Source organism: Streptomyces sp. W16, assembly GCF_033194735.1.
GTDB lineage: Bacteria > Actinomycetota > Actinomycetes > Streptomycetales > Streptomycetaceae > Streptomyces.
Window position 1 is genome coordinate 44000 of record NZ_JAWOAI010000001.1, and the last position, 21823, is coordinate 65822.

General features: G+C 68.8%; 15 protein-coding genes and 3 pseudogenes. 7 read left to right on the top strand and 11 right to left on the bottom strand.

Going from position 1 to position 21823, the window contains the following annotated elements; all coding sequences use genetic code 11:
* Window positions 1-26: 26 nt before the first annotated feature.
* Complete coding sequence (locus tag R6V09_RS00170) at window positions 27-1037, bottom strand: MBL fold metallo-hydrolase (RefSeq protein ID WP_317879227.1); 1011 nt, start codon at window positions 1035-1037, stop codon at window positions 27-29.
* 683 nt (window positions 1038-1720) lie between these two features.
* Here R6V09_RS00170 and R6V09_RS00175 point away from each other — a divergent pair.
* The gene (locus R6V09_RS00175) at window positions 1721-2980 is read left to right on the top strand and encodes an alginate lyase family protein (RefSeq protein ID WP_317879228.1); all 1260 of its coding nucleotides are present in this window, start codon (window positions 1721-1723) and stop codon (window positions 2978-2980) included.
* Between the two features lie 174 nt (window positions 2981-3154).
* Entirely contained in the window at window positions 3155-4315 is a 1161-nt protein-coding gene (locus tag R6V09_RS00180; protein WP_317879229.1) for a glycoside hydrolase family 88 protein, read from the top strand.
* Window positions 4316-5083: 768 nt separating this feature from the next.
* On the opposite strand, the gene R6V09_RS00185 is transcribed toward R6V09_RS00180, so the two are convergent.
* Window positions 5084-5395, bottom strand: a complete 312-nt coding sequence (locus tag R6V09_RS00185) for an IS3 family transposase (protein ID WP_317879230.1) — start codon at window positions 5393-5395, stop codon at window positions 5084-5086.
* Complete coding sequence (locus tag R6V09_RS00190; protein WP_442809942.1) at window positions 5392-5700, bottom strand: transposase; 309 nt, start codon at window positions 5698-5700, stop codon at window positions 5392-5394. Before R6V09_RS00190 ends, R6V09_RS00185 begins: the two co-directional genes overlap by 4 nt.
* A gap of 364 nt (window positions 5701-6064) precedes the next feature.
* Between R6V09_RS00190 and R6V09_RS00195 the strand changes: the two genes are divergently transcribed.
* The 4 genes from R6V09_RS00195 (at window position 6065) to R6V09_RS00210 (ending at window position 8302) form a co-directional block, all read left to right on the top strand.
* Window positions 6065-6496 (top strand): effector-associated constant component EACC1, encoded by a 432-nt coding sequence (locus R6V09_RS00195; RefSeq protein ID WP_317879231.1) that lies wholly within the window; start codon window positions 6065-6067, stop codon window positions 6494-6496.
* A gap of 2 nt (window positions 6497-6498) precedes the next feature.
* Window positions 6499-6723, top strand: a complete 225-nt coding sequence (locus R6V09_RS00200) for a caspase family protein (protein ID WP_317879232.1) — start codon at window positions 6499-6501, stop codon at window positions 6721-6723.
* A 668-nt stretch (window positions 6724-7391) separates the two neighbouring features.
* The gene (locus tag R6V09_RS00205) at window positions 7392-7730 is read left to right on the top strand and encodes a hypothetical protein (protein ID WP_317879233.1); all 339 of its coding nucleotides are present in this window, start codon (window positions 7392-7394) and stop codon (window positions 7728-7730) included.
* On the top strand, window positions 7727-8302 hold the full coding sequence (locus R6V09_RS00210; RefSeq protein ID WP_317879234.1) for a hypothetical protein: 576 nt from the start codon (window positions 7727-7729) through the stop codon (window positions 8300-8302). Before R6V09_RS00205 ends, R6V09_RS00210 begins: the two co-directional genes overlap by 4 nt.
* A 204-nt stretch (window positions 8303-8506) precedes the next feature.
* Here the strand turns inward: R6V09_RS00210 and R6V09_RS00215 are convergent, their stop codons facing one another.
* The 6 genes and pseudogenes from R6V09_RS00215 to R6V09_RS00240 form a co-directional block, all read right to left on the bottom strand.
* Window positions 8507-9451, bottom strand: coding sequence for a pentapeptide repeat-containing protein (locus R6V09_RS00215; protein ID WP_317879235.1), 945 nt, complete (start codon window positions 9449-9451; stop codon window positions 8507-8509).
* A gap of 160 nt (window positions 9452-9611) precedes the next feature.
* Window positions 9612-10778 carry a hypothetical protein gene (locus tag R6V09_RS00220; RefSeq protein ID WP_317879236.1) on the bottom strand — a complete coding sequence of 389 codons (1167 nt, stop codon included), beginning with the start codon at window positions 10776-10778 and terminating at the stop codon, window positions 9612-9614.
* A complete protein-coding gene (locus R6V09_RS00225; protein WP_317879237.1) occupies window positions 10775-11695 on the bottom strand; it encodes a recombinase family protein in 921 nt (306 codons plus the stop codon). Before R6V09_RS00225 ends, R6V09_RS00220 begins: the two co-directional genes overlap by 4 nt.
* A gap of 114 nt (window positions 11696-11809) precedes the next feature.
* A complete protein-coding gene (locus R6V09_RS00230; protein WP_317879238.1) occupies window positions 11810-13861 on the bottom strand; it encodes a tetratricopeptide repeat protein in 2052 nt (683 codons plus the stop codon).
* Window positions 13862-14070: 209 nt separating this feature from the next.
* Window positions 14071-14541 (bottom strand): hypothetical protein, encoded by a 471-nt coding sequence (locus R6V09_RS00235; protein WP_317879239.1) that lies wholly within the window; start codon window positions 14539-14541, stop codon window positions 14071-14073.
* A 115-nt stretch (window positions 14542-14656) separates the two neighbouring features.
* A pseudogene (locus R6V09_RS00240) lies at window positions 14657-15730 on the bottom strand (transposase); the annotation flags it as partial.
* Between the two features lie 65 nt (window positions 15731-15795).
* On the opposite strand from R6V09_RS00240, the gene R6V09_RS00245 reads away from it, so the two are divergent.
* Window positions 15796-17082 carry a tyrosine-type recombinase/integrase gene (locus R6V09_RS00245; RefSeq protein WP_317879240.1) on the top strand — a complete coding sequence of 429 codons (1287 nt, stop codon included), beginning with the start codon at window positions 15796-15798 and terminating at the stop codon, window positions 17080-17082.
* Between the two features lie 1973 nt (window positions 17083-19055).
* Here the strand turns inward: R6V09_RS00245 and R6V09_RS54500 are convergent.
* Window positions 19056-21132, bottom strand: a pseudogene (locus tag R6V09_RS54500) (DUF4158 domain-containing protein); the annotation flags it as partial.
* A gap of 133 nt (window positions 21133-21265) precedes the next feature.
* Window positions 21266-21766 (bottom strand): annotated as a pseudogene (locus tag R6V09_RS00260) (UTRA domain-containing protein); the annotation flags it as partial.
* Window positions 21767-21823: the final 57 nt, after the last annotated feature.

Genomic DNA, 21823 nt, shown 5'->3' on the forward strand with positions numbered 1-21823 from the left:
GAGGGCAGTGGTCGAGGCGTCGTCGCTCACAGTGTTCCCTTGTCCCGTCGGTGCTTTGCGTCTGATGTGGGTGCGTTTTGCAGGCTGTTCGGTTCGTGCGCTGCACCCGAGCGCGATGACATTCGGAATTCCGGCTGCGCGCCACAGCCGGCTCCCGTCATCGATATCGCTCTATTCAGCTGCGCTTGGCGACCGCCTGCCTGGCTACATACCACAGCACTCGCGGATTGTCGCGGTCTCCGTGCAGCTCCAGCATGGCGGCGGCGATGTCTTCCACGGTCTCCTGGTCGTCCACGATGCGGCTGAAGTCGCGCAGGTACTTGCTGGCTCTGCTCGATGGTCTCGGGGGAATCGGGCGCGCCGACCCGCTTGTGACCAGATACCACCGTGGTGGGGTTCAACGCGGCGATGGCATCAAGATTGGCGACCCACGCGGCGCGCGAGGCGCCGTCGGTCTCGGCGGTCATCATGTGGACCTGGTTGTAGACCACGTCGCCGGCGACGACCGCGCCGATCGATGGGGCGTACACGAGCGAAGAGTGCTCGGCATCGCCCTGGCCGACGTCGATGATCTGGAGTTCGTGGCCGTCGAGCTCGAACGTGCCGTCCTCCAGCAGGCCTGGAAGCACCGGACTGTCCGGGATCTCGCCGGGAAAGCAGGTGTGCCAGTACTTCTGCAGGCCCGCGTCCGTCGCCTCGAAGCGGGCGCGGTCCAAAACCTTGCCCGTGGCCAGGCCGCGGGCATCCGGGAAGCGTTCGAGTAGCCGGCCCAGCCCGATCCAGTGGTCGGAGTGGCCGTGAGTGATCAGGACCGCGGTGATGCGCTTGTCGTGGCGCTCGGCCCAGTCGGCCAACACGTCCACCTGGTCGAAGGTGATGAGCGTGTCGACCAGTACCGCTTCCTCCGCTCCGGTGATGAGCGAGCTGCTCATCGGCGACCACAGGGGTTGGTCGCCTGCTCCCTCTGACGCGGCACCAACGAACGGTCGCATAGGCGCCATGTGGACGTCGATGCTCAGACCGGATCCGGAAGCCATGATGAAACTCCTGCAGTTGGGATACGCGAAGCGGTTGCGGCGGACCCGAGGGGATCCGGCGGCGAATTACATGAGGTGGCGCCCGTACGGCTCATCGGCCCCCGTCATGCATGGTTCCCCACAAGAGCTGGCGCATCTCTCACCTGTTCAGGTGAGAGGCCGGTCCTCAAGCCCAGGAACGCATGTCAGCGGGGTTGAGGAATGCCTCTCAGCGCTGGCCCACCCCATAGACAGCGCCGACCGTCAGACGGGTGGACGCGAGGCGATGCTCTCTCGGCGCCCTCGCCGGCGCGATCTTCATCGCCTGGGCGGTCGACGACTCTGACCTCTTCGAGTAGATCATGTCCGTCGTCGCAGCCCTATTGAGTCCGTTTCATCTTGAAGTCGCTGGTCACGGGGTCATAAATGTCGTACGCGCTGAGCTGGTTAGTCGAGTTCTGAGGGCGGTCGGCGTTGTCGACATAGCCCTCGATAACGCCTGCGGCGAGCGTAGTGCCCTGGCGTCCCGGACTACGCGGGACGCGTGATGGCGCAGCCGCAGGCCGCCCGGAATGTTGGTCTAGACCTTGACGCCCCTGTTCCCGCGCGACTACCTTCCGGCATCAGCGGTTCACCATCGCATTCACTGTTCACGTATAGGAATTCCGTAGCGGCAGTCGCCTCATGGAAGGCCATCCCCCCCCATGCGTTTAACAGCCCTCTCCCGGTTCGCCGGCCTGTCCGCCGTGCTCGGCGCTGTGGCGGCGACAGCCGTCATGGCTCCCGCCTCGGCTTCCCCGGCACCCACGCCGGAAGCCGCCACGCGGGCCACGACCGTTCAGCCCGGCACCGTCGAAGCCGCAGCCGTTGCCGCATCGCCCGCGGTGTTCGTGCACCCGGGTGTGAACCTTGACTCCGCCCAGCTCGACTTCGCACGGGCCAAGGTCCAGGCGGGGGCCCAGCCGTGGAAGGCCGCGTACGACAGCATGATGGCGAGCCCGTACGCCTCGCTGTCACGCAGCCCCAAACCCCGGGCGACGGTGGAGTGCGGCCCCTCCTCGAATCCCAACAACGGCTGTACCGACGAACGCGAGGACGCGATAGCCGCGTACACCGATGCGCTGGCCTGGTACATCAACCGCGACGACCGCTACGCGCAGAAGGCGATCCAGCTCATGGACGCCTGGTCCGCGACCATCCGTGCCCACACCAACGACAACGCCCCACTGCAGACCGGCTGGACGGGCTCCTCCTGGCCCAAGGCAGCCGAGATCATCGAGACCGTGCACGGCAACTGGCCCAACGCCGGCCGCTTCGCGACGATGCTGCGCACCGTCTACCTCCCCCTGGTCGTCAACGGCTCCAACCGCACCGGCAACTGGGACCTGACGATGCTGGAGGCGGCCGTCAGCATTTCCGTCTTCCTCGACGACCACACCAGCTACGACACCGCGATCGGCCACTACCTGCAGCGCGTCCCCGCCTTCGTCTACCTCTCCTCGGACGGCGCACTGCCCAAGACCGTGCCCAGCCAGCACCTCACCACCCGCGACCAGATCGTCAACTTCTGGTTCGGCGCAAGCACCTTCACCACCGGCATCACCCAGGAAACCTGCCGCGACTTCACCCACACCGGCTACGGCATCTCCTCGATCTCCCACGTCCTGGAGACCGCCCGCATCCAGGGGCAGGACCTCTACCCGCAGGTCGGTGAACGGCTACGGCAGGCACTGGGCTTCCAGTCGAAGTACCAACTCGGCGCGGCCATCCCGTCCACCGTGTGCGGCGGCACTGTCAAACTCGGGCTCGGCCCCATCACCGAGGTCGGCTTCAACACACTGAACACCCTCCACGGCGTCGCGATGGCCAACACCCAGACTCTCACCGAGCGAAACCGCCCGGCCGGCACGAACAACCTCTTCGTGGCCTGGGAAACCCTCACCAACGCCCAGAACCCCAACTGAGTTTGCTCCGCGCGGCCGATGGCGATCCGCCGCGTCGATTCCCGTAAGGGGGCTCCTGCGCAGCAGCCCCCTTACGGGAAGGCTGCTGCGCAGCAGCCAACCCTTCACCCCCCAACTCCGGGAAATCCGCGACCTCCTCAGACACGAAAGGCCCTGGCCTCCATGGACAAGGACATGGACCGACGACGCTTCCTGACCACCACGGGCGGCAGCGTCCTCGCCGCTGTGGGGCTGTCTGCCCTGACCGGCATCGGAGGGCCGCGCGCAATGGCGAATCCCGCCGCCGTGCCCTCGCCCGCTCTGCCCTCGCGCGCCGCGATCACCGCCGTGCTACGCCGAGTCGCCGACCACTGGATCGCCGCCCACAGCAACCCGGGCAACAACCAGTGGGCCAACGCGACCTTCTTCTCCGGCCTGCTGTCCCTGTACTCCCTGACCAAGGACGCCCGCTACCTTGGCTACGCCCGGTCCTGGGCCGAGCAGAACAACTACGCCCTCAACGGGGGCTCCAGCACCCGGATCGCCGACAACCAGAACGCCGGACAGGCGTACCTCGACCTCTACGCGCTGGAACCCGACCCGCACAAGATCAGCGCGATCGAGACCTCGCTGCACCGCATGACCTACACCGACCAAGTCGACAAAAACGACGACTGGTGGTGGGCCGACGCCCTCCACATGGCGATGCCGCCCTTCGCACGCCTCGGCACCCTGCGCGGTGACGCCCGCTACCACCAGAAGCTGTACAGCCTGTACCAGCACACCAAGCACGCCGAGGGAGGCCCCGGCCTGCTGAACCCGGCGACCGGCCTGTGGTACCGCGACAAGAACTTCCTGCCCGGCCACATCGTCTCCCCCTCCGGCAAGCCCGTCGTCTGGTCGCGGGGCAACGGCTGGGTGGCCGCCGCCCACGTCAAGACCCTCAAGGCCCTGCCGCCCACCCAGTCCGACACCACCGAGTACAGCGGCACCCTCACACGCCTGGTTACCGCCCTCCCTCCGATCCAGCGCCCCGACGGTTTCTGGAACGTCAACCTTGCCGACCCCGCCCACTTCCCCGGCCCCGAGAGCAGCGGCACGTCCTTCTTCGTTTATGCCATCGCCTACGCCGTCACCACCGCCCTCGTCGACCGGGCCACCTACTTGCCCGTCGCCGCCCGTGCCTGGAACGGCCTGGTCACCACCGCCGTCCACCCCGACGGCGTCCTCGGCTACGTCCAACGCGTCGGCGACCGCCCCGACTCCAGTCAACCCGTCACCTACGACACCACCGCGGACTTCGCGGTCGGCGCTTTCCTCCACGCGGGAGTGGAGTTGGCGACCCTCACATCCTGAAGAGCATCGGCGCGCCACGCCCCGAGCGGGTCATCAGCTCGGAGAAGGCGCTGTCGCTGCTCGGGTCCGCGGCGGAGTACCGGGCCGCGTTCCACAACTCGCGCCGTCCCCACGAGCACATCCCGACCAAGACGCTCGCTCCGGAGAAGGTCAACCGGGTCCGCGCCAAATGCAACCTGCCGCCCGTGACCACCTACGACGTGCAGGCGTACGACAGCAGTGACAACTTGGGTGCGCACGACCCCCAAGTTGCTGTCGGCGATGATCCCGCCGCGCCGCGAACACGGATGCCCGCCGCCCGAGCTGCCTGGCAGGCCATTTCGGACCGTCCCGGATCTTGCCCGCAGCGGACCTCCTTGCTGATGCCCATCCCGCAGCGCCAGCCGACGGCCCATCCGTCCCTGGTCCGGAACTCCTTGCCGCCACCCGTCCGAATCCGGTCACAACGGCGTCCGGTAGGGTCCAGCGCACACCGTCCGCCATCAGGGCAAACACGCGGTCGGCGCAACAGATGTTAAGGGTGAGGGCCAGTGGTCAGGGCATGGACAGTACGGGGCGGGCAGCAGGGGCAGCGGGAGGAGTACGCCCTCGACAAGGGGCTGGTGATCGCGGGCTGGGAGGAAGTCGGCGACCTCACCGGCTGTGAGTCCATTGGCGATCTCGGGAACATCCTGGCCCAGGCATATCCCGATGAGCCCGCCCGCACGGTGGAGAACTGGAAGCACCAACTGTGGCGCTTCATCACCATGCAGATAGGCGACTTCGTCGTCATGCCCGTCGCCTGCGGTGGCGGCCCTGCAGACCGGCGTCGCGCATCAGCCGGGCGATGCGGCGGCGTCCGCAGTCCTCGCCCTCGCGTTGCAGGACCGCATGGATGCGCGGGGCCCCGTAGGTTCCGCGGGACCGTTCGTGGACTTCCGTGATCTTCTCGGTGAGCTCGGCATCACGGACCGCCCGCGGACCGGGCCTGTCACTGCGGCGGGCGTAGAAGGCGGTTCGGGAGACCTGCAGCAGTTCACACGCGCGCTTGACGCTGTGACCGTCTCGCTTCTCCGCCTCGATGAACGGGTGCACCGTCACCGGGTCTCCTTCGCGAAGAAAGCCGTGGCCCGCTTGAGGACCTCCACGTCCTCCCGCAGCCGACGGTTCTCCCGCCGCAACGCGGCCAGTTCCTCGCGTTCACTGCTGGTCAGACCCTCGCGCTCGCCCGCGTCGACCTCAGCCTGGCTGACCCACAGCCGCACCGCGGTCTCGGTCAGATCGAAGTCCTTGGCGATCTGGCCGACCGAGCGGTCACCACGACGGCACAGCTCAACGATCTCGGCCTTGAACTCCGGCGTGAACGAGCGGCGAGAGCGTGGCGTCTTCTTCCCCATGCTCTCCATGCTGGACATCCTCCCGGGGCAGAACCCCTGATCTCGAATGTCCGCCAAAGCGGATCAAGCCCAAGATCCGTTTGAAGACGGACCCTAGTGACGAAGTCTCAGGTCAATGTCGTGCAGACTGGTATAGCGCGTGTTGTGTCCTTGCTGGTCAGAAGCGGTGTCTGAGCCTGACCTGTCAAGACGGATGGGAACGCTCGGCAATGGTTCATGGCGAATCATTGGGTTGGCGCTGCGCCTGCCGATGAGCAGGCGACCGCCGCTTCCCCTGTCGACTCGGCAAGTTGTTCCGACGGGCTGCCGTCGGTAGCCGCATGCCGCCACACTGTGAGGTGCAGTTTCGTGACGACTTGCCACCGGGGGACAGATGAAGGGCAACACTTCGATGAGAAGCGGCTGCACGGATCATCGGGCGGACGGCGCGATGAAAGTACTGCTGGTCCTGTCGCTCGATCCCGAGCTGGACTCGGAGGCGGGGGAACGGCTGGCACGCCAGTTGCGGGCGGAGATCGCCGAGCTGGACGTCGAGTCGGTCCGTCCCGGGCGCGGCGGCCCAGTTCCTGACGGCGCGAAAGGTGCCGATCCGGTCGCTCTCGGGGCCATTGTCGTAGCACTGGGCGCGTCTGGTGGCGTGTTCACTGCGCTCATCGAGACTCTGCGTGACTGGCTTGGCCGGTCTTCCGCCCGACATCGTGTCTCGCTGACCATTGACGGAGATACGATCGAACTGGAGCGGGCGGCCGTCGCCGAGCGGCGCGATCCCATCGACGCGTACATCCGCCGCCACACCGGCAGCTAGCCATGCGACGCAAGCTGGCGCTGCTGATCGCCACTTACGACTACCAGGACACCGGACTGCGGCGGCTGACCGCTCCGGCGCACGACGCGGAGGCGCTCGCCGCGGTGCTGCGGGACCCGGCCATCGCCGGGTTCGAGGTCACCACCCTGGTCAACGAACCGCATCACCGGATCGGCGAGGCCATCGGCGACTTCTATCGCGACCGCCGCCGCCGCTTCTCTGGGTGAGTGGTGCCGTGCGAGGCAAATCTTGAAGTCTTTGCGCAGCTCAGTGCCGGTGTTTCCTAGTATATCGGTTGCAACAGGTGTGGTGCGATCCCTGATTGGAGTGGACGTCTCGCCAGCCGAGGGCGCGCAATCGGGTAGTGCCAGCAGGCTGACATCGAGGCTTGGCACACCGAGAACGTGGCCACCGGCCGTCCGTTGCAGTCGTGCCTGCGGTGGTGCATGAAGACTGGCCGGACGCCCGGCCTCGTACTGCCACCGGGCGGCGCCGACGGCGGGGTGGAGGTAGGCGACGAACGACGCCCCGGCCCCCGCGAGCAGGAGGACGAGGACGCGCATGTCGAGGGGGCCGTTCACCGGGTCACCGCCGAGCTGACCGAGGGGACCACGATGCGGCCGGCTGCGGCGAGAGTCCGGGCCCGGCTCAGGCGGCGCTCGACCGAACCAGCGTTACGAAATCCGGGCCCCCTGAACCACAAGCAACTGACCTGTGCTTTTGCGGGATTTGACCCGACAGAAACGATCTGCGAAACTGGTCCTGCGGCGCACCTGGTGCGCCCATTTTCGTTTCGGGGCCTTCCTTCTCACTGAGAAGCGGGGCCCTTTTGCATGTCCGCTTCAAGGCCCTCCGAACACCCGGGGGGCCTTTCGCGTATCCGGAGGTCCCTCTCGTGTCCCTTTCTCTGCTGAGCGTCCTGCTCAAGATGCCGCTCTCGGCCGTCCTGGCCGCGTCCTGCGTCGTGGCAGCCGTCCTGCTGTTCCTTGGAATCCTGGCCTGGCGCGTCACGCGCAATGCCCAACCTGAGCAGATGCCTCCTATCTTGGAGGCCTTCAGCCACGTCATCACGGCCCTGTGCGGGCTGTTGCCGTGGGGCCGCCGGAGCCGCCCTCCCACGCCGGAGCCGCCAGCGGCCGAGGAGAGCCAGCGGACGGAGGGAACCACCGTGGTGCTGATCCGGCCCGATGCCCCCGAGACCCTCGGCACGGTCGTACGGAGGACGGAGCAGTGAACGGTTTTCCTTCGTACGGCACCAAACGCCGGCGGACCGCCGAGGCCGAACCGCGGATGCGGGTCGAGCGCACCACCGTGCTGGCGGACATGCTCTGTACGATGCCGCGCGATCGCGCGACCGCCCTTCTGGCCCGGGTGCTCTACGAAGCCCCGATCCCGCTGATCGCCGAACAGCTGCACATAACTGCGGAATCGGCGCAGCATCTCGTCGAGCAGGGGATCGCGTCGATGCAGCACCCCTCCCGTGCCCGGATCCTGAAATCCGTCTTCTTCGACGACGAGGACGACACTCTGCTGATCGACGGGGACATGCGCGGCCTGATTCGGCAATGGCGTCTGGAGGAGCTGTTCGCGCCGCGGTGCGAACAGTGCGAGCTTCCGTACAGCGCGAGAGCCGCGCCGGTCCACGCGTTGTGGAGCGGAGTGGCGCGCAACTGGCTGGGGCGGCGAGGGCGCCCGCGCCGGTACTGCTCGGACGCCTGCCGCCAAAAGGCGTACCGCGCGCGATGTAAGGCGGACCTGGCTGTGGACCACTCCCTGCGGGCGCCGAACGGCCTCCCGGAGCAGTGAACATCCGGTGACGGCCCCGGTCTCCTAGCCCTGACCCAGGGTGCAAAGTAGCCGCCACGCTCTGACGGCGGCCCGTTCATGCGCCGGGAGTGGTCCCCCGAGGCCCAGCTGGACATCCTCGACTTAGCCGGAAGGAGTCACCGCCGCGCGGCTCGAACGGCCGTGTGCGGGTGGTACGGCGGGGACGACGATCCGTCGGCCTCATCAGGAGCCGGCCGGGTGCCAGATTGAGGACAGGCTGAGGCCGGTCGGTAAAGGCGAACCGCTCGGCGGGACCAGGCCGGATGGCGCTGAGCCAGTAGCTTGAATGAAGTTGACCGTGCCGCCGGAGAATGTCGCCCCGAAGAAGTCGACACTGCCGCCGGAGAACGTCGCCCCGTTGAAGGCGACCGTGCCGCCGGAGAACGTCGCCAAGACGAAGTTGACACTGCCGCCGGAGAACGTCGCCCCGCCGAAGTTGACCGTGCTGCCGGAGAACACCGCCCGGCTGAGGTCTCCGCCGTCGAACGTGACGTTGGTGAGGTCGAAGTGGTGGCCCTGCCAAGAGTGCGGGTGCTCGGGGGGCCAGCGGAGGTGGTCGCGGACGAGGCGGATGACGGTGTGCCGGACCTCCCGCAGGGCCAGGTAGGCGTGCCGGGCCGCCGCGTCGCCCGCCGACAGGTCGGTCTCGGCGGTGTAGGGCAGGCGGAGGTAGGCGCACAGGACGTCGATGCAGGTCTGGCGCAGTTCGCGGGTGGGGGCGTCGTCGGCGAGGCCGGCCAGGGCGTGTACGCCGCCGAGGCGGACGGCCGCGGATTCCTCGCCGAGCTGGGAGACGGCCGCGGTGAAGCGTTCGGTGTGCAGGCGGGTGGCCTCGCGCAGGGCGCCGTCCTCGTCGACCCGCTGGCGCCGGTAGGCGACCACTAGAGCGACCAGGGCGCCGGCCCCGGCGACCACGCCGAAGGCCAGCTTCACCAGGTCGAAGAGCGTCGTGGAGTCGATGCGGTGCTCGGGCTTGAGCCCGCGGGCGCCGAGCAGGTCCCAGCTGGTGTAGAAGACCGCGGCGGCCACCAGGAGCGCGGCGGTGAAGGCCAGCGCCAGGACGGTGCCGACCGGCCACAGGCGCAGCCCGCGCCGCTCCGTCCGGCGCCGGGGCAACTGTGCTCTCACACACTTTCAGGACGGTCGGGGGCTGGCGTCGGTTGCGACCCTCCACAGCCTCGGCACGACCGCTGTCCGACCGCGTTGAAGATTTCAGCCGACAGGGCTCTGACCTCGGCACTGGAATCTTCGGTGCGGTGACCTGGGGCACGGTCGATGCTCGGAACGCCTAAGTAGCCGACGGCTCGGCCCAACCCTTGGCATCGACGGCGCCACAGTGGAAGCACAAGGCGACGTCGTGGCTCTTGTCTGCGGCCGTGCTCGCGGGCGTCACCACGTCAGCCGTGCCACACGCCGAGCAGTTCAGAGCCCCAAAGGGGTCGTCCTCCAGGACATACCCCATGTAGTCGACAGCAGCGTCGGCAGGGGAGTCGTACGATCGCAGGCAGAACCGGCAGGTAACCGGGCTTTCACCCACCACCAGTGCCCACTGCCAACAGACATGGCAGATGACGGTACGCTCGACGACCGCCTTGAGCTCGCCGGTTAGCTCCTGCATCCGGTTCTTCACCAGTGCTTGGATGTCCTGCAGTTGGAACCTCACTGCGCGCATCGTCTCCGCCACCATCTCGGCTTCGCTCGACAGCACCGGGTGCAGCTGCCTTGGAACGAAGTCGACGAGGAAACTCAGAACTCGGGCGGCTCGCGCCTCCACGGCGAAGGCGTTCGACGTGTGCCCGTAGTGGGTCAGGGCATTCCTTGTCTCCCCCAGGTCCTTGATGGCCTTGCGTTCCTTCTCCGTGATTGGTACCCCAACGATGCCGACGAGACGATCCAAAGCAGAGGTCATGGTGCAACTGTCGAACTTGCCCTGCTCGTAGGCCGCACGAGTGGCACTCCCGGGGTCCTTGAAGACCAGGCTCCAGTGTTCACGCCCGAGCCGGGCCTTGAGGAGCACCTCGGTGGCTGCCTGCAGATGCAGGACCCCGTACTTCAGGTAACGGTCACTAACCCAGTGGCGCGGCCACGGGTGCAGTCCCCGGGTAGCCTCCGGCCACAACTCGGCGGCTTCTTCGGGCACCTTCAGGTTGCCTGTCAGGTACAGCACTGCGCTGCTGAGGTAGTCCATGCCGTTGCGTACCAGGGTGAATTCCAGGTCGGGACGCGAAGGTGGCTCAAGGGACTCGATGAGTTGCAAGGTCTCCCCATCAGGGTGCTGTTGGGCGTCGCAGAAGTGGACGTTCCACTGTCTGCGTCCACGATGCTCCGTCGTCTGGTGTCGGGCAGCACGAATGATTTCAGTGCACGAGCCTGTGACCTGGGCATTGAAATCATTTGTGCTGCGGCTTCGGCCCCGGGGATCAATCGAACCGCGGTTGGCGCTGAGATTGATCATGGTCCGGCTGTTGCAGCCTGAAGGGCGTTGACGCGGTTCTCGTACTCGCGGCGGGCCTTGCGCTGAGCCGGGACGGTTGGGGCACCTTGGCCGCCATCGAGGGGCCCACAGCGGGCGAGGAACTGGCGGTGGATCGCCGGGGTGGTGCTGACACGCAGGGTGTAGCCCCGGCCGCGCCGTACGGTGACGCCCTGGTCGAGCGCGGTGCGCTCGGCGGGCTCCAGGCCCGCCGAGCGGAGGAAGTCAGCGACCTTGCCCGGCATGTCAAGGGTGACCGGCAGCTCCGGAGCCAGGACGTCCTCGTGCTCGATGGCGGTGTGGTCGGGCATGAGGTCGGCGACGGCTGTGCGGATCGCGCCGCGGCTGACGCCGTGCTCGCGGGCGAGGGCGGCAATCGAGCGGCCCTCCAGGTAGGCAGTGCGCACGCTGTCGGTCTCCTTGGCCGCCACGGCGGGGCGGCGCCCGCCTTTGTTGCCCTTGGCCTCGGCGGCGCGCAGTCCGTCGTAGGTCAGTTCGCGCTGGAGGTCGCGTTGGAGTTCGCCGGCGGCTGCGAGGGTCTGCACCATGAACTTCACGGTGGACAGCAGCTCGCCGGTGCGCGGGTGGCGGGCGGTCAGGTCCATCGCGGAGAACGCGCCGTCGTGGATGCGCAGGGCGAGACGGTCGCGGTGGAGGACGTCGAGCACGTCGAGGATGTGCCCGGTGCCGCGTACGAGGCGGAACATCTCGGAGATGTGGACGGTGTCGCCCGGCCGCGCGTACGTCAGCAGTTCGCTGAACTTCGGCCGCTGGAGGGGGTGGAGGCGGCTGGAGGTGCCCGGGTCTTCCTCGAAGACGACCGGGTCCTCGATCCCGGCCTCGTCCAGGACGAGGTTCTGCCGGTCGGTCGAGACCCGCTTGTAGACCAGGTTCGCCACCGAGAGCCCCTTTCCGTGCGGAGGATCGGACCCTATCTGTCGTCAAACCCTGTCAGCAATCACCATCGGATCTGATTGGATTCGAGCCGCCGCGGACCCCCCGGATTGCACGGGTCATTGGACGCGTCGGCCGCCTGTCGTCAAACGATCGTTACCCGACGCCCTATCGTCCTCTCCCGCCCGGTCCCGCCAGAAGGCGAGCATCTGCCGGGTGGCGTGAGTGTGGGGATGATCGGGACCCAGCACCCGTTCTTTGCGTTCCAGTAGCTCGGCGAGGTCGGCTGCGGCGCCAGCAGCGTCCCCCGCCCGGCCCCGCCACTGGGCGAGGTTACCTCGGGTGATGAGAGTGCTGGGGTGATCCTCGCCCAGCACCCGCAATTGGTCGGGCAGAAGTTCGGCGAGGCCAGCTGCGGCGCCAGCAGCGTCTCCCACCCGGCCGCGCCAGAACGCGAGGTAGCCCCGGGTTGTGAAGGTGTCGGGGTGGTCGGGGCCGAGGATGCGCAACTGGTCGGGTAGAAGTTCGGCGAGGCCAGCTGCGGCGCCAGCAGCGTCTCCCGCCCGGCCTCGCCATCGTGCGAGGTGGGACCGTATGGCCAGGGTGTCGGGGTGGTCGGGGCCCAGCACCCGCAGGGAGTCGGCCAGTAGCTCGGCGAATGCGGTGGCGGCCCCGGCCGCGTCCCCCGCCTCCCCCTGCCAGTAGGCGAGGTCGTGGCGGGTGGTCAGGGTGTCGGGGTGGTCGGGGCCCAGCACCCGCAGGGAGTCGGCCAGTAGCTCGGCGAATGCGGTGGCGGCCCCGGCCGCGTCCCCCGCCTCCCCCCGCCAGTAGGCGAGGTTGGCCCGGGTGGCCAGGGTGTCGGGGTGGTCGGGGCCCAGGTTCTGGCGGGCGGTGGTGTGCAGGTCCTGGAAATAGGTGCGCGCGGCGGTGACGAGTCCGGTGCGGCCGAGGCTGTTTCCGGTGTGGAAGAGAACCGGGTGGCCGTCGGGTTGCCACAGGGCGTCAGCGGCGTGGGCGGTCAGGGCGGCGGTGTTGGCGCGCAGAGCCTGACCGAGGGCGGTGTCGCGTTCCACCTCGGGCCAGGCCTCGTACAGGGCGTCGGCGCAGGTACGGGCCGCCATGTCACGTGCGGCGGGGTTCAGGGCTTCGCGGGTGGCACGTTGGACGAGGTTGTGGACGCGTACCTCCTGGTGAGGGGTGTTGGGGGTGTGGTCGGCCAGGCTGAGCCGGTGGAGGCAGCGCAGCGCGTCGGCCGCATCGTCCACTCCGACCGCGCGCGGGAGTACGTCGGGATCGGTGCCGCCGTCAGGGGTGCGGTGTTCGGTGAGGTAGGCGAGGGCGGGAGGCGAGGTCAGGACGGTGGTGGGGATGCCGTTGGGGTCGAGCAGGGCCGCCAGATGCAGCAGGGGGCGGGCCAGGCCCGTCGGGCGGAGCCGGTCGGCGTGTTCGATGGACAGAGACCAGGTGGCGGCCACCGTGGCGCGGTGGGCGTCGGGCAGGCCGCTGTCCTCGGGGACCAGGTCGGGCAGCGTACGGGCGCGGTCGGCCAGCCGTACGCGGTAGGTGGCGCAGTCCAGGTGGAGGTCGAGGAGGTAGGTGACGGCCTGGGCCAGGGCCAGCGGCAGATGGCCCAGGTCGCGGGCGAGCTCTTCGACCTGCCCGGGGTCGTCGTGGCGGCCTTGGGCGGCGAGTTTGGCCCGCAGGTAGTCGACGGCCTCGCCCTTGGTGAACAGGCCGACGTCGATGAGGTGGCCGGGTAGGGCGGCGTCGCGGCGGCGGGTGGTGACCACCGTGCGGCCGTTTGGGCGCGCGGGCGGCCACAGGTCACCCCGCCCGTCCGTGCCGTTCAGGTGCGCGGGGTCACTCATGTCGTCGAGCACGATCAGCCATCGCCGGTCGGTGGACTGGGCCCAGGCCAGGAAGCGGACGGCGGCCCGCTCAGGGTCGTCGAGACCGGCCCCTTGGGGGTTGTCGGGGTGGGTCACCGTGACAGCGGCCTCGGCGTAGGCGCTCAGCACTGCGTCCCGGCTGGTCGCGGTGACCCACACCAGCAGATCCACCGCCCCGGCCTGCCACGCGGTGCGGGCGTGGTGGGCGGCGAGCTGAGTCTTGCCGACCCCACCGGTCCCGGACAGCACTTGGCACAGCACCGCCGTCTCACCCCCGGCCACCGCTCGCTCCAAGGCATCGACGGCATCGCGGTGCTGAAAACAGTCCGCCTGCCGCGGGACCACGCCGACCAGTCGCGGCCAGGAGAGCGGGGCCCGCGGCGCGGCATGGTGCGTCACCGAATCGGCGCGGCCGACCACCAGGGCGCCGGACTGCGCGTAGAGCGATGTCTGCGCAGAGATATGCGGGGCCTGGCTGGCGCCGGGTGCGGTCAGCGCTGCTCCGGACCCGGCATCGGAGGGTTTTGGAGGGTCACGTCGCCCATGCGCAGGGCGGCCGCCGACCCGCGGTCGGCCTTGATGTCGGCGTTGCCGCCGATGGCGATGCCGTCGTCCCCGGCCGTGACTTGGCTGGCAGCCTGCCGGGCCACCAGTTCGCGCAGTTGCCCGGCGGCTTCCTCGCGGTCCGCCTCGCCCAGACTCTCCAGCAGGTCCTCGCACCGGGCCTGCCAGGATGCCCCCAGCCGGGTACGGACCTGGTCGGCGCCACGGGGGTCGGCACGGTCCAGTTCGAGGGCCGACCGGTCCAGTCGCTCCAGGACCACCTGGGTTTCCCGCGCGTCCCGGCGGCCGAAGATCCGGGCCGCCCGGTCCTGGAATCCCGCCCACACCTCGGTGCCGGCCGCCGAAGCCACCGCCGCCCCGAACGCCGAAGCCAGAACAACCAACGCCTGATCCAACATGACATTCCCCCTGGGGAGGCAGACAGCCCCCATGCCGGTAAAGCGTACCGAGCCGGGCATTTCACCGGAACGCCTCGGCACACTTCGATATCGAGGGCAGAACGCGCAACGGCCGTCAGGCGTCTGCCCGTTCGTCGTCGTCGAGACCGTCGGCCCCCGGGTCGCGCAGCGGGCGCAGGCCGCCGTCGACCGGGGCGGAGGCGCTGAAGCTGTAACGGCCGAGCACGTTGAGGTTGGCGTGCTTGAGCGGGGAGACGCGGGCGACGTCTTCGTCCAGGACATCGTGCTCGCGCTCCTCGGCGGGCAGGGTCCGCAACTCCTCGACTGCGGCGTCGAGATAGCGGGTCGTCCACAGTACGGCGGCATTCAGCACGAGACCGAGCGCGCTGAGCTGGTCCTCCTGGCCCGTCTTGTACGCCTGCATGATCTGCCCGCGTTTGCCGTGGCAGATGTCCCGGGCGAGCTTGTGGCGGGACTCCTGCACGGTGAGCTGCCGGTTTATCTGCCGCCGGTAGGTGTCGTCGACCGGGTCGACCACCCGGAGCAGGTGCAGGGTCTTGGCGATCCGCCCGTACTCGGCGAACGCGGTGCCCAGCGGGGTGGGACGTCCCTCGCGGCCGAACATCCGCAGCAGGTCGTACGCGCGGACCTGCCCGGTGACCAGGGAGCCGACCACCCGGAGCATGTCCGGCCAGTGCGTGATCACCTTGTTCAGATTCACCTTGTTGCAGGCCAGCGGCTCCAACGGCCCGTATCCACCCGTCTCCACCCCGGGCAGCTCCGCCCGCCAGAACCTCTGGTCGGCCAGGTCGCGGAAGCGGGGCGAGAAGTTGTAGCCGAGCAGGGAGAACAGGCCGAACACCATGTCGGAGTAAGAGGCGTTGTCGGTCGCCACCATGTCCGGCTTCACCCCGGCGTCGAGGTTCAGCAGGGTGTCCAGGATGTGCAGGGAGTCGCGCGGGGTGCCGGGCACCACCATCTGCCCGATGCCCGCTACCTGGTCGTTTACGGCGTTGAGCCAGGTGATGCCCCGTTTGAAGTGGTAGTACTTCGGCGACGGCCCGGCGTTGATGGTCCGCTTGGGCACGACGAACCGCAGTCCGTCGACGGATGCGAGCAGGCCCTCGCCCCAGTGCTCCACGATCGGCACCCGCCCCTGGGCTTCGATCAGCTTCGCGTTCGCCGCGGCGACATGTTGACTGAACTAGAAGCGGTGTTTTCGCAGGTCAGAGGCTTGTCTGCTAGCTTCCTGGCATGATGGACGCGGAGGGTCCCGGCAGGGATCTGAAGGGGCTCGTGCTGCCCGAAGTCGGAGGCTTGGTCGAGACCGGTGATGCGTGGGAGCCGTACCGGCTGCTCGACGCTGGCGGCGCGGCCGTGTGGGCGGTAAAGGTGTACTTCGCCGAGCTTCAGGCGTCTGGGAACCCCGCTTCGACGCTGCGGTCGTACGGGATGGACCTGCTGCGGTGGTGGCGGTTCCTATGGTCTCTGGGCATTGCCTGGGACCGCGCGAGCCGAGAGGAGGGAAGGGACTTCGCCCGGTGGATGCAGCTGGCCGACAAGCCGGTGCGGGTGCATTGGCGCCACCGGCAGGCGGGTCGGGAACCCGAGCGGCTGCCCGCACCACGGTCGGCGCCGGGCACACCGAATCCGGTGACCGGCAAGCCGACACCCGGGCGGAAGTACGCGGCCAGCACCCGTGCGCACAGCGAGACGGTCCTGCGCGGCTTCTACGACTTCCACCTCGACCGCGGCACGGACACCGTGCTGGTCAACCCGTTCCCTCTGGACCGCTCACGCCGGGGCAGCCGAGCTCACGAGCACCACAACCCGATGGACGCCTTCGCGCCCACCCGCACCGGCCGCTACCGCCCCAAGGTCCCCAAGCGGATCCCGAAGCGGATCCCGGACGACAAGTTCAACGAGATCTTCGCTGGCCTACGCTCGAACCGCGACCGGGCCCTGCTGGCGTCCTGGGTCTCCACCGGCGCCCGGGCGGACGAGCTGCTCGACTCGGTGGAGCGTGACGCCCTGCCGGGGCAACAGCTGATCTCGGTGACGCGCAAGGGCACCGGCGATGTTCAGCTGCTGCCGGCCTCCACCGACTCATTCGTCTGGCTGCGGATCTACCAGCACGAGATCTGGGCCAAGGGGGCGCCGCACGGCCGCGACGAGCCGCTGTGGTGGACGCTGCGGCGCCCCTGGCGCCCGCTGAACTACCCGGCCGTCCGACAGATGTTCAACCGAGCCAACCAGCTGCTGGGCTCCAACTGGACCCTCCATGACCTGCGGCACACGGCTGCTTTCCGGATGGCCGAGGACCCCAAGATGCCGCTGACCCACGTGCAGTGGGTCCTCGCTCACGCCCGGTTGACGACCACGCAGATCTACACCACCCCCAGCGCCGACGAGGTGATCGAGAGCGCGCTCGCCCACCACGCACGCCAGGCACGGCGCCGCGCGGAACCCCAGCCCGCTCCGCTCGCCCCCGGCTACAACCCGGACTCGCTGAACACCCTGTTCGGAGGCCCACCCGCATGACCCCGTCCACCACCGCGCCGGCTGTTCCGCGCCCGGCACCGCCCACCAGCCTCCTCACAGGCAACGCTGCGGATGCGCTGCGCGAGAAGTTCCCGCCGCGACCGGTCCCCGACGTCTGGCCAGCCTCCTCCGCCGAGCCGGATGAGGACCTGGACCGGCTGGCCCGGCCGCCGCTGCGGCCCGCGTCCCAGAGCGCCCTCGCCGCACGGCTCCGCGGGGCCCGCCGCCTGCTGGAGTGGCTCCAGGGTTTCCCGGGCAACAGCTGGCAGTCCCGCTGGAAAGCCAGCCCTGGCCTCGCGGAGCCGCAGACCTGGTGCGAAGAGGTGATCCTGTGGGCTGACGCCCGCGGCCTGCGGCCCGTCCGCGAGCCCGAGCTGAAGGCCGGGATGCTCGCACTGATCTGCGCGGACGTGATCCGCATGCACCCGGCCTGGCTCACGGTCCGCCGCTCCCGGCACTTCATGCTCTCGATGTCCGCCGGCCGCGACCGGGACGGCTTCGCCCGGCTCGAAGCCGCCGTCCCGCCCGACCAGTGGACTTCCCGTTCGGGCGGCACCGCCCGGGTGGTCATCTGCGCGGTGCTGGCCACCAAGGGCGGCACCGTTCAGGACTGCACCGCCGGCGATCTTATGGAGATCCGGTCAGCCGCCAGCAAGCACTGGAACCACGCCACGATGCTGGCCTACGCCTGGCTGCGAGCGGCCGGACAGTTCCCGCCCGACGTCCCGGCCTCGCTCAGCCGACTGGAGACCTTCACCGGACAGGTCAGCATCGGCGACCTGGTCGACCGCTACCAGCTGCGCTGCCGCCCGGTTCGCGACATCATCGTCGACTACCTGACCGAGCGCCAACCCTCGATGGACTACAACTCGCTCCAGGGGCTGTCCCGGGTCCTCGCATCCAACTTCTGGGCCGACCTGGAGCGACACCACCCCGGGATCGACTCCCTCGCCCTGGCGCCCGAGGTCGCCGAGGCTTGGAAGACGCGCCTGGCCACCCTCGACGAGATCCGGGTCAACCTCATCGCGCGCATCGCCGAAGCCGAACGCGGAGGCTGGCTCGGCGAAGTCGACGGGCTCAGCGTCAGCCTCGCCGCCGCCGAGGACAAGCTCGCCCAGCTCGACGCCGAGCAGGACCGAAGATCCACTGCAGTCGATCTCGGGTTGCCATCCTTCCCAAAGGTTGCCGGGCGTATCAGCGGACTCTCCACCTAGCCTCTGCACATGAGGAAAGATGACATCCGGTGGCAGAAGTGGTGCGCCAACTTTGACGCTGCGGAACGAGACATCAAGACGCTCTTTCACAACCGCCACGTCTGGAACTCGATCCAGGACATGTGGGTGGCGGGTGGTCCGAACCTGCAGCTCAACACCATCGTCACGAACTGGTTCATAAGGAACTACGTGACCACCCAGTGCACGGGGATCCGCCGCGAGTGCGACACCGACAGCAGGACGTCGAGTCTCGCCCGCTGTCTCCGTCGGCTCACGGAGGTTCCGCACATGGCCAACCGGGCCCGCTACGAGGCAAGCATCCTCGCTGACCCGGAGATCGCAGCCGAATACAAAACGATTCAGATACGCGGCTTCGACATGTTCGCCCTCACCCCGGACACGGGTTGCCTGGACCAAGATCCAATCGAGATCCACATCGAGGCTCTCCACGCAGCAGCACGGGCCACCCGCTACTACACCAACAAGATCGTCGCCCATCGGGAGATCACCGACGAGAAGATCACCCTGGCCTGGACGGACCTGGACCAAGCACTCAACACAGTCGGAAGGGTCTTCAAGCATTACTACCGACTCCGACACCCGGGCAAGATCCTCGGCCTGGTCACCCCCGACATGGCGACTGGATGGGAGCAGCCGTTTCGGTCGGCCTGGTGCCCTGACGACTTCTGGCCCGCGCCCGCTTCCCCCGCGCTGGACTTCGTGCTGCCCGAAGGAGACCGTCCCGCTTAGTTCAGAGAAGATGGTGTCGGCACGCAGGTAGTACTGATCGACATGGACCAGCCGGGCCCGGGTGAGTGCCTCGTCGTCGGCGTCGATGACGGGGGTGTAGCCGATGTTGCACGCCTCGCTCACCAGCAGCGCGACCAGGGATGTCTTCAGGTTCTCCATCCGGGTACGGCCGTCCCCGAGGTGCACGAATGCGTCCAGGAATCCGGTCCAGGAGTCGACCTCGAACAGCAGGTCCGGCAGGTCGATCTTCGGGAGCATCTTCGCGGTGGTCTTGCGCAGCCACTTCAGGGACTCGCTCTCGCCGAGCGCGCCGAGCCGGTCGACGTTCAGCTTCAACCGGCCGTTGGGCTGGACCTCGAAGCTGAGCTTCGCGTCCTGCCCGGCCTCCTCCAGCCGTTCGGCCATCAGATGCCAGGCCGCGTCCAGGGCCCGCACCCGCCCGGCCAGGTGCTCGGCCACCGGCTCGTCCAGACTCAGGCCGTGCAGTACGTCCTCGCAGACGGCTTCCCACTGCTTGCCGTCCAGCAGCCGCGCCCGCGGATCCGCCCACCGGTTCGACGGCGAGGCGAACACGTCGCGCCGGTTCAGCGCGCGGAACAACTGCTCCAGCACGCACACCGCGTACGCGTCACGGTCCACCGCGCCCTCGGGCAGGTCCGGGTTGGAGTACACCGCCTTCTTCCACGCCGCCGGCACCAGCTTGGCGTCGATCTCACGCGGCAGCAGCGGCTTGGCCTTCACCTTCCGCCTCGCCAGTGCCGGAATCCGCTTCACCGCCTCCAAGATCCGCTTGCCGCCGGAGGCCGCCCCCAGCGCGGGCGACTCCCCGAGCAGCGACAGGAAGGGGCGAACGGTGTTGTAGCGGGTGGCCAGCAGGCGTCGCATCTCCGCCTCGGCCTCCTCGTCCGCGGGCCCGATCAGCTCTCCCAGCAGCGCCGAGGCGGCCATCACCTCCTCGCGCGGCCCGATCTCCGTCTCCAGCGCCCGCCACATCGCGCCCGCGTCCAGGTCGGCGCCGCTCTCGGTGAGCAGGTCCAACTGCTCGCTCCACAGCCGGAACACCCCGTCGAGCATCCGCGCCGACCTCGCCATGCGAGGCCGGGCCGCGAGCCAGTCCCGGTCCGTCGCCCGCCGCGCGGCGCTGATCAGCTTCACCTGCATCAGCACCGAGAACAGATCCAGCGCGTCGTCGATCGCGGACGCCTCCAGGTGCCGCACCACCGACGTCAGCAGCGCCGTGCGCTTCGGCTCCGGCGTGCGCTCCAGGATCGGCGCCTTCGACCCCAGGCCGACCCGCGCCAGCGTCGCCAGCCGGTTCGGCGGCACCTTGTCCAGCTTCACGCGGCCCAGCCGGAACGCCGAAATCTCATCCACCCGCTCCAACGCCTTCGCCAGACTCGCGCCCGTCGTCCGCGTCGGCGGCCGGCGCAGCCGCTCCAACTCCGAGATGCGCCGCCCCTCCGGCACCCCGAGCAGCGCCACCAGATCGGCCGACAGCGACGCGTCCGCCCGTCGCGCAGCGCCCGCCACCGTCGCGTACAGCCGTTTCTCCGCGACCTGCCGCACGGAAGCGACCTGCTTGGCCAGCACACTCACGCCCGGCAGCAGCACCCGGTGGCGCCGCAGCCAGCCCACCGCCTGGTTGAACAGAGCCACCGGCCCCTCGGCGCCCGTCCACGCCCGTCCGTTGCAGGAACGCGCGGAACTTGCGGCCCCACTCCGCGCCCTCGAACGGGTGGTAGCCGTAGGCGTCCCGGATCTCCCACGCTTGCTCGTACGCCGTCTTCGCCCGCTCCGTGTACCGCTTTACCGCCGACGCGTCCTCGATCTGCAACTGCGCGGCCAAGTGCTCGATGACCGGCCACGGCACGTCCAGCGGGTCGTCCACCAGGAACCGGCCGACGTACCGCACGGTGCACATCTGCACCGCGAAACCCAGCTGGTGCGCCGTCGTACGGCGCAGCGCGATCAGGTCCCGGTCCACGTCGTCCAGGAAGAAGAACCGCTCCAACTCCGGCCGCGTCGGCTCCTCCACAAACCGTCCGTACGCCGCCGCTTGCTCATCAGTCAGAAATTCCACCGGCACCCGGCGGACGGTAGCCACCCGTCATCCGGGCCCACCGGGCTTCCAGAGAAAGCCGACGGCGCATCCCGGAGCTGTGCTAAACGGCCATGATCAATCTCAGCGCCAACCACGGTTCGATTGATCCCCGGGGCCGGATCCCCAGCAGCGCGGCCTGTTCCGGGGTGGCGCGGGCTGGCCGGGGCACTTCCACCCAGGTCGCGATGTCGACGCCGATCGAGCGCATCCGCTCGACCACGCCCTTGCCCGCGAGCGGCCCCATCTCCGGGAGCAGGATCGGCGTCCCGCCGGTGATGGCCATGGGCTCCCAGCTGACGGAGAGCTGCGCGGGCTGGCCGTCGGCGAGGAACTCGTAGCGGGTGCGCACCGTTGGGTCGCCGGGCGCGATGCCCAGCCTGCGGGCGATGTCTTCCGGGGCGGGGGTGCGGGCCTCGGAGGACGACTCCCAGGTTCCGGTACGGCCGATCTCGAACATGTCGGCGCGGAAGGGCGAGCCGCCGCGGCGCTCGCGGTGGCGGGATCGGATCATCCGGCGCCGCTGGCGCGGCTGGGCCGCATAGGTCCCTGAGCCGGTGCGGCCTTCGAGGAGGCCCTCGACGATCAGGCGCTCCACGGCCTTCTGCGCGACGCTTCGCCCGGTCAACTTCCGCTAGCAGATCTCAAAAGTGAGTGAATACCAAGCCTAGCCGTGTGG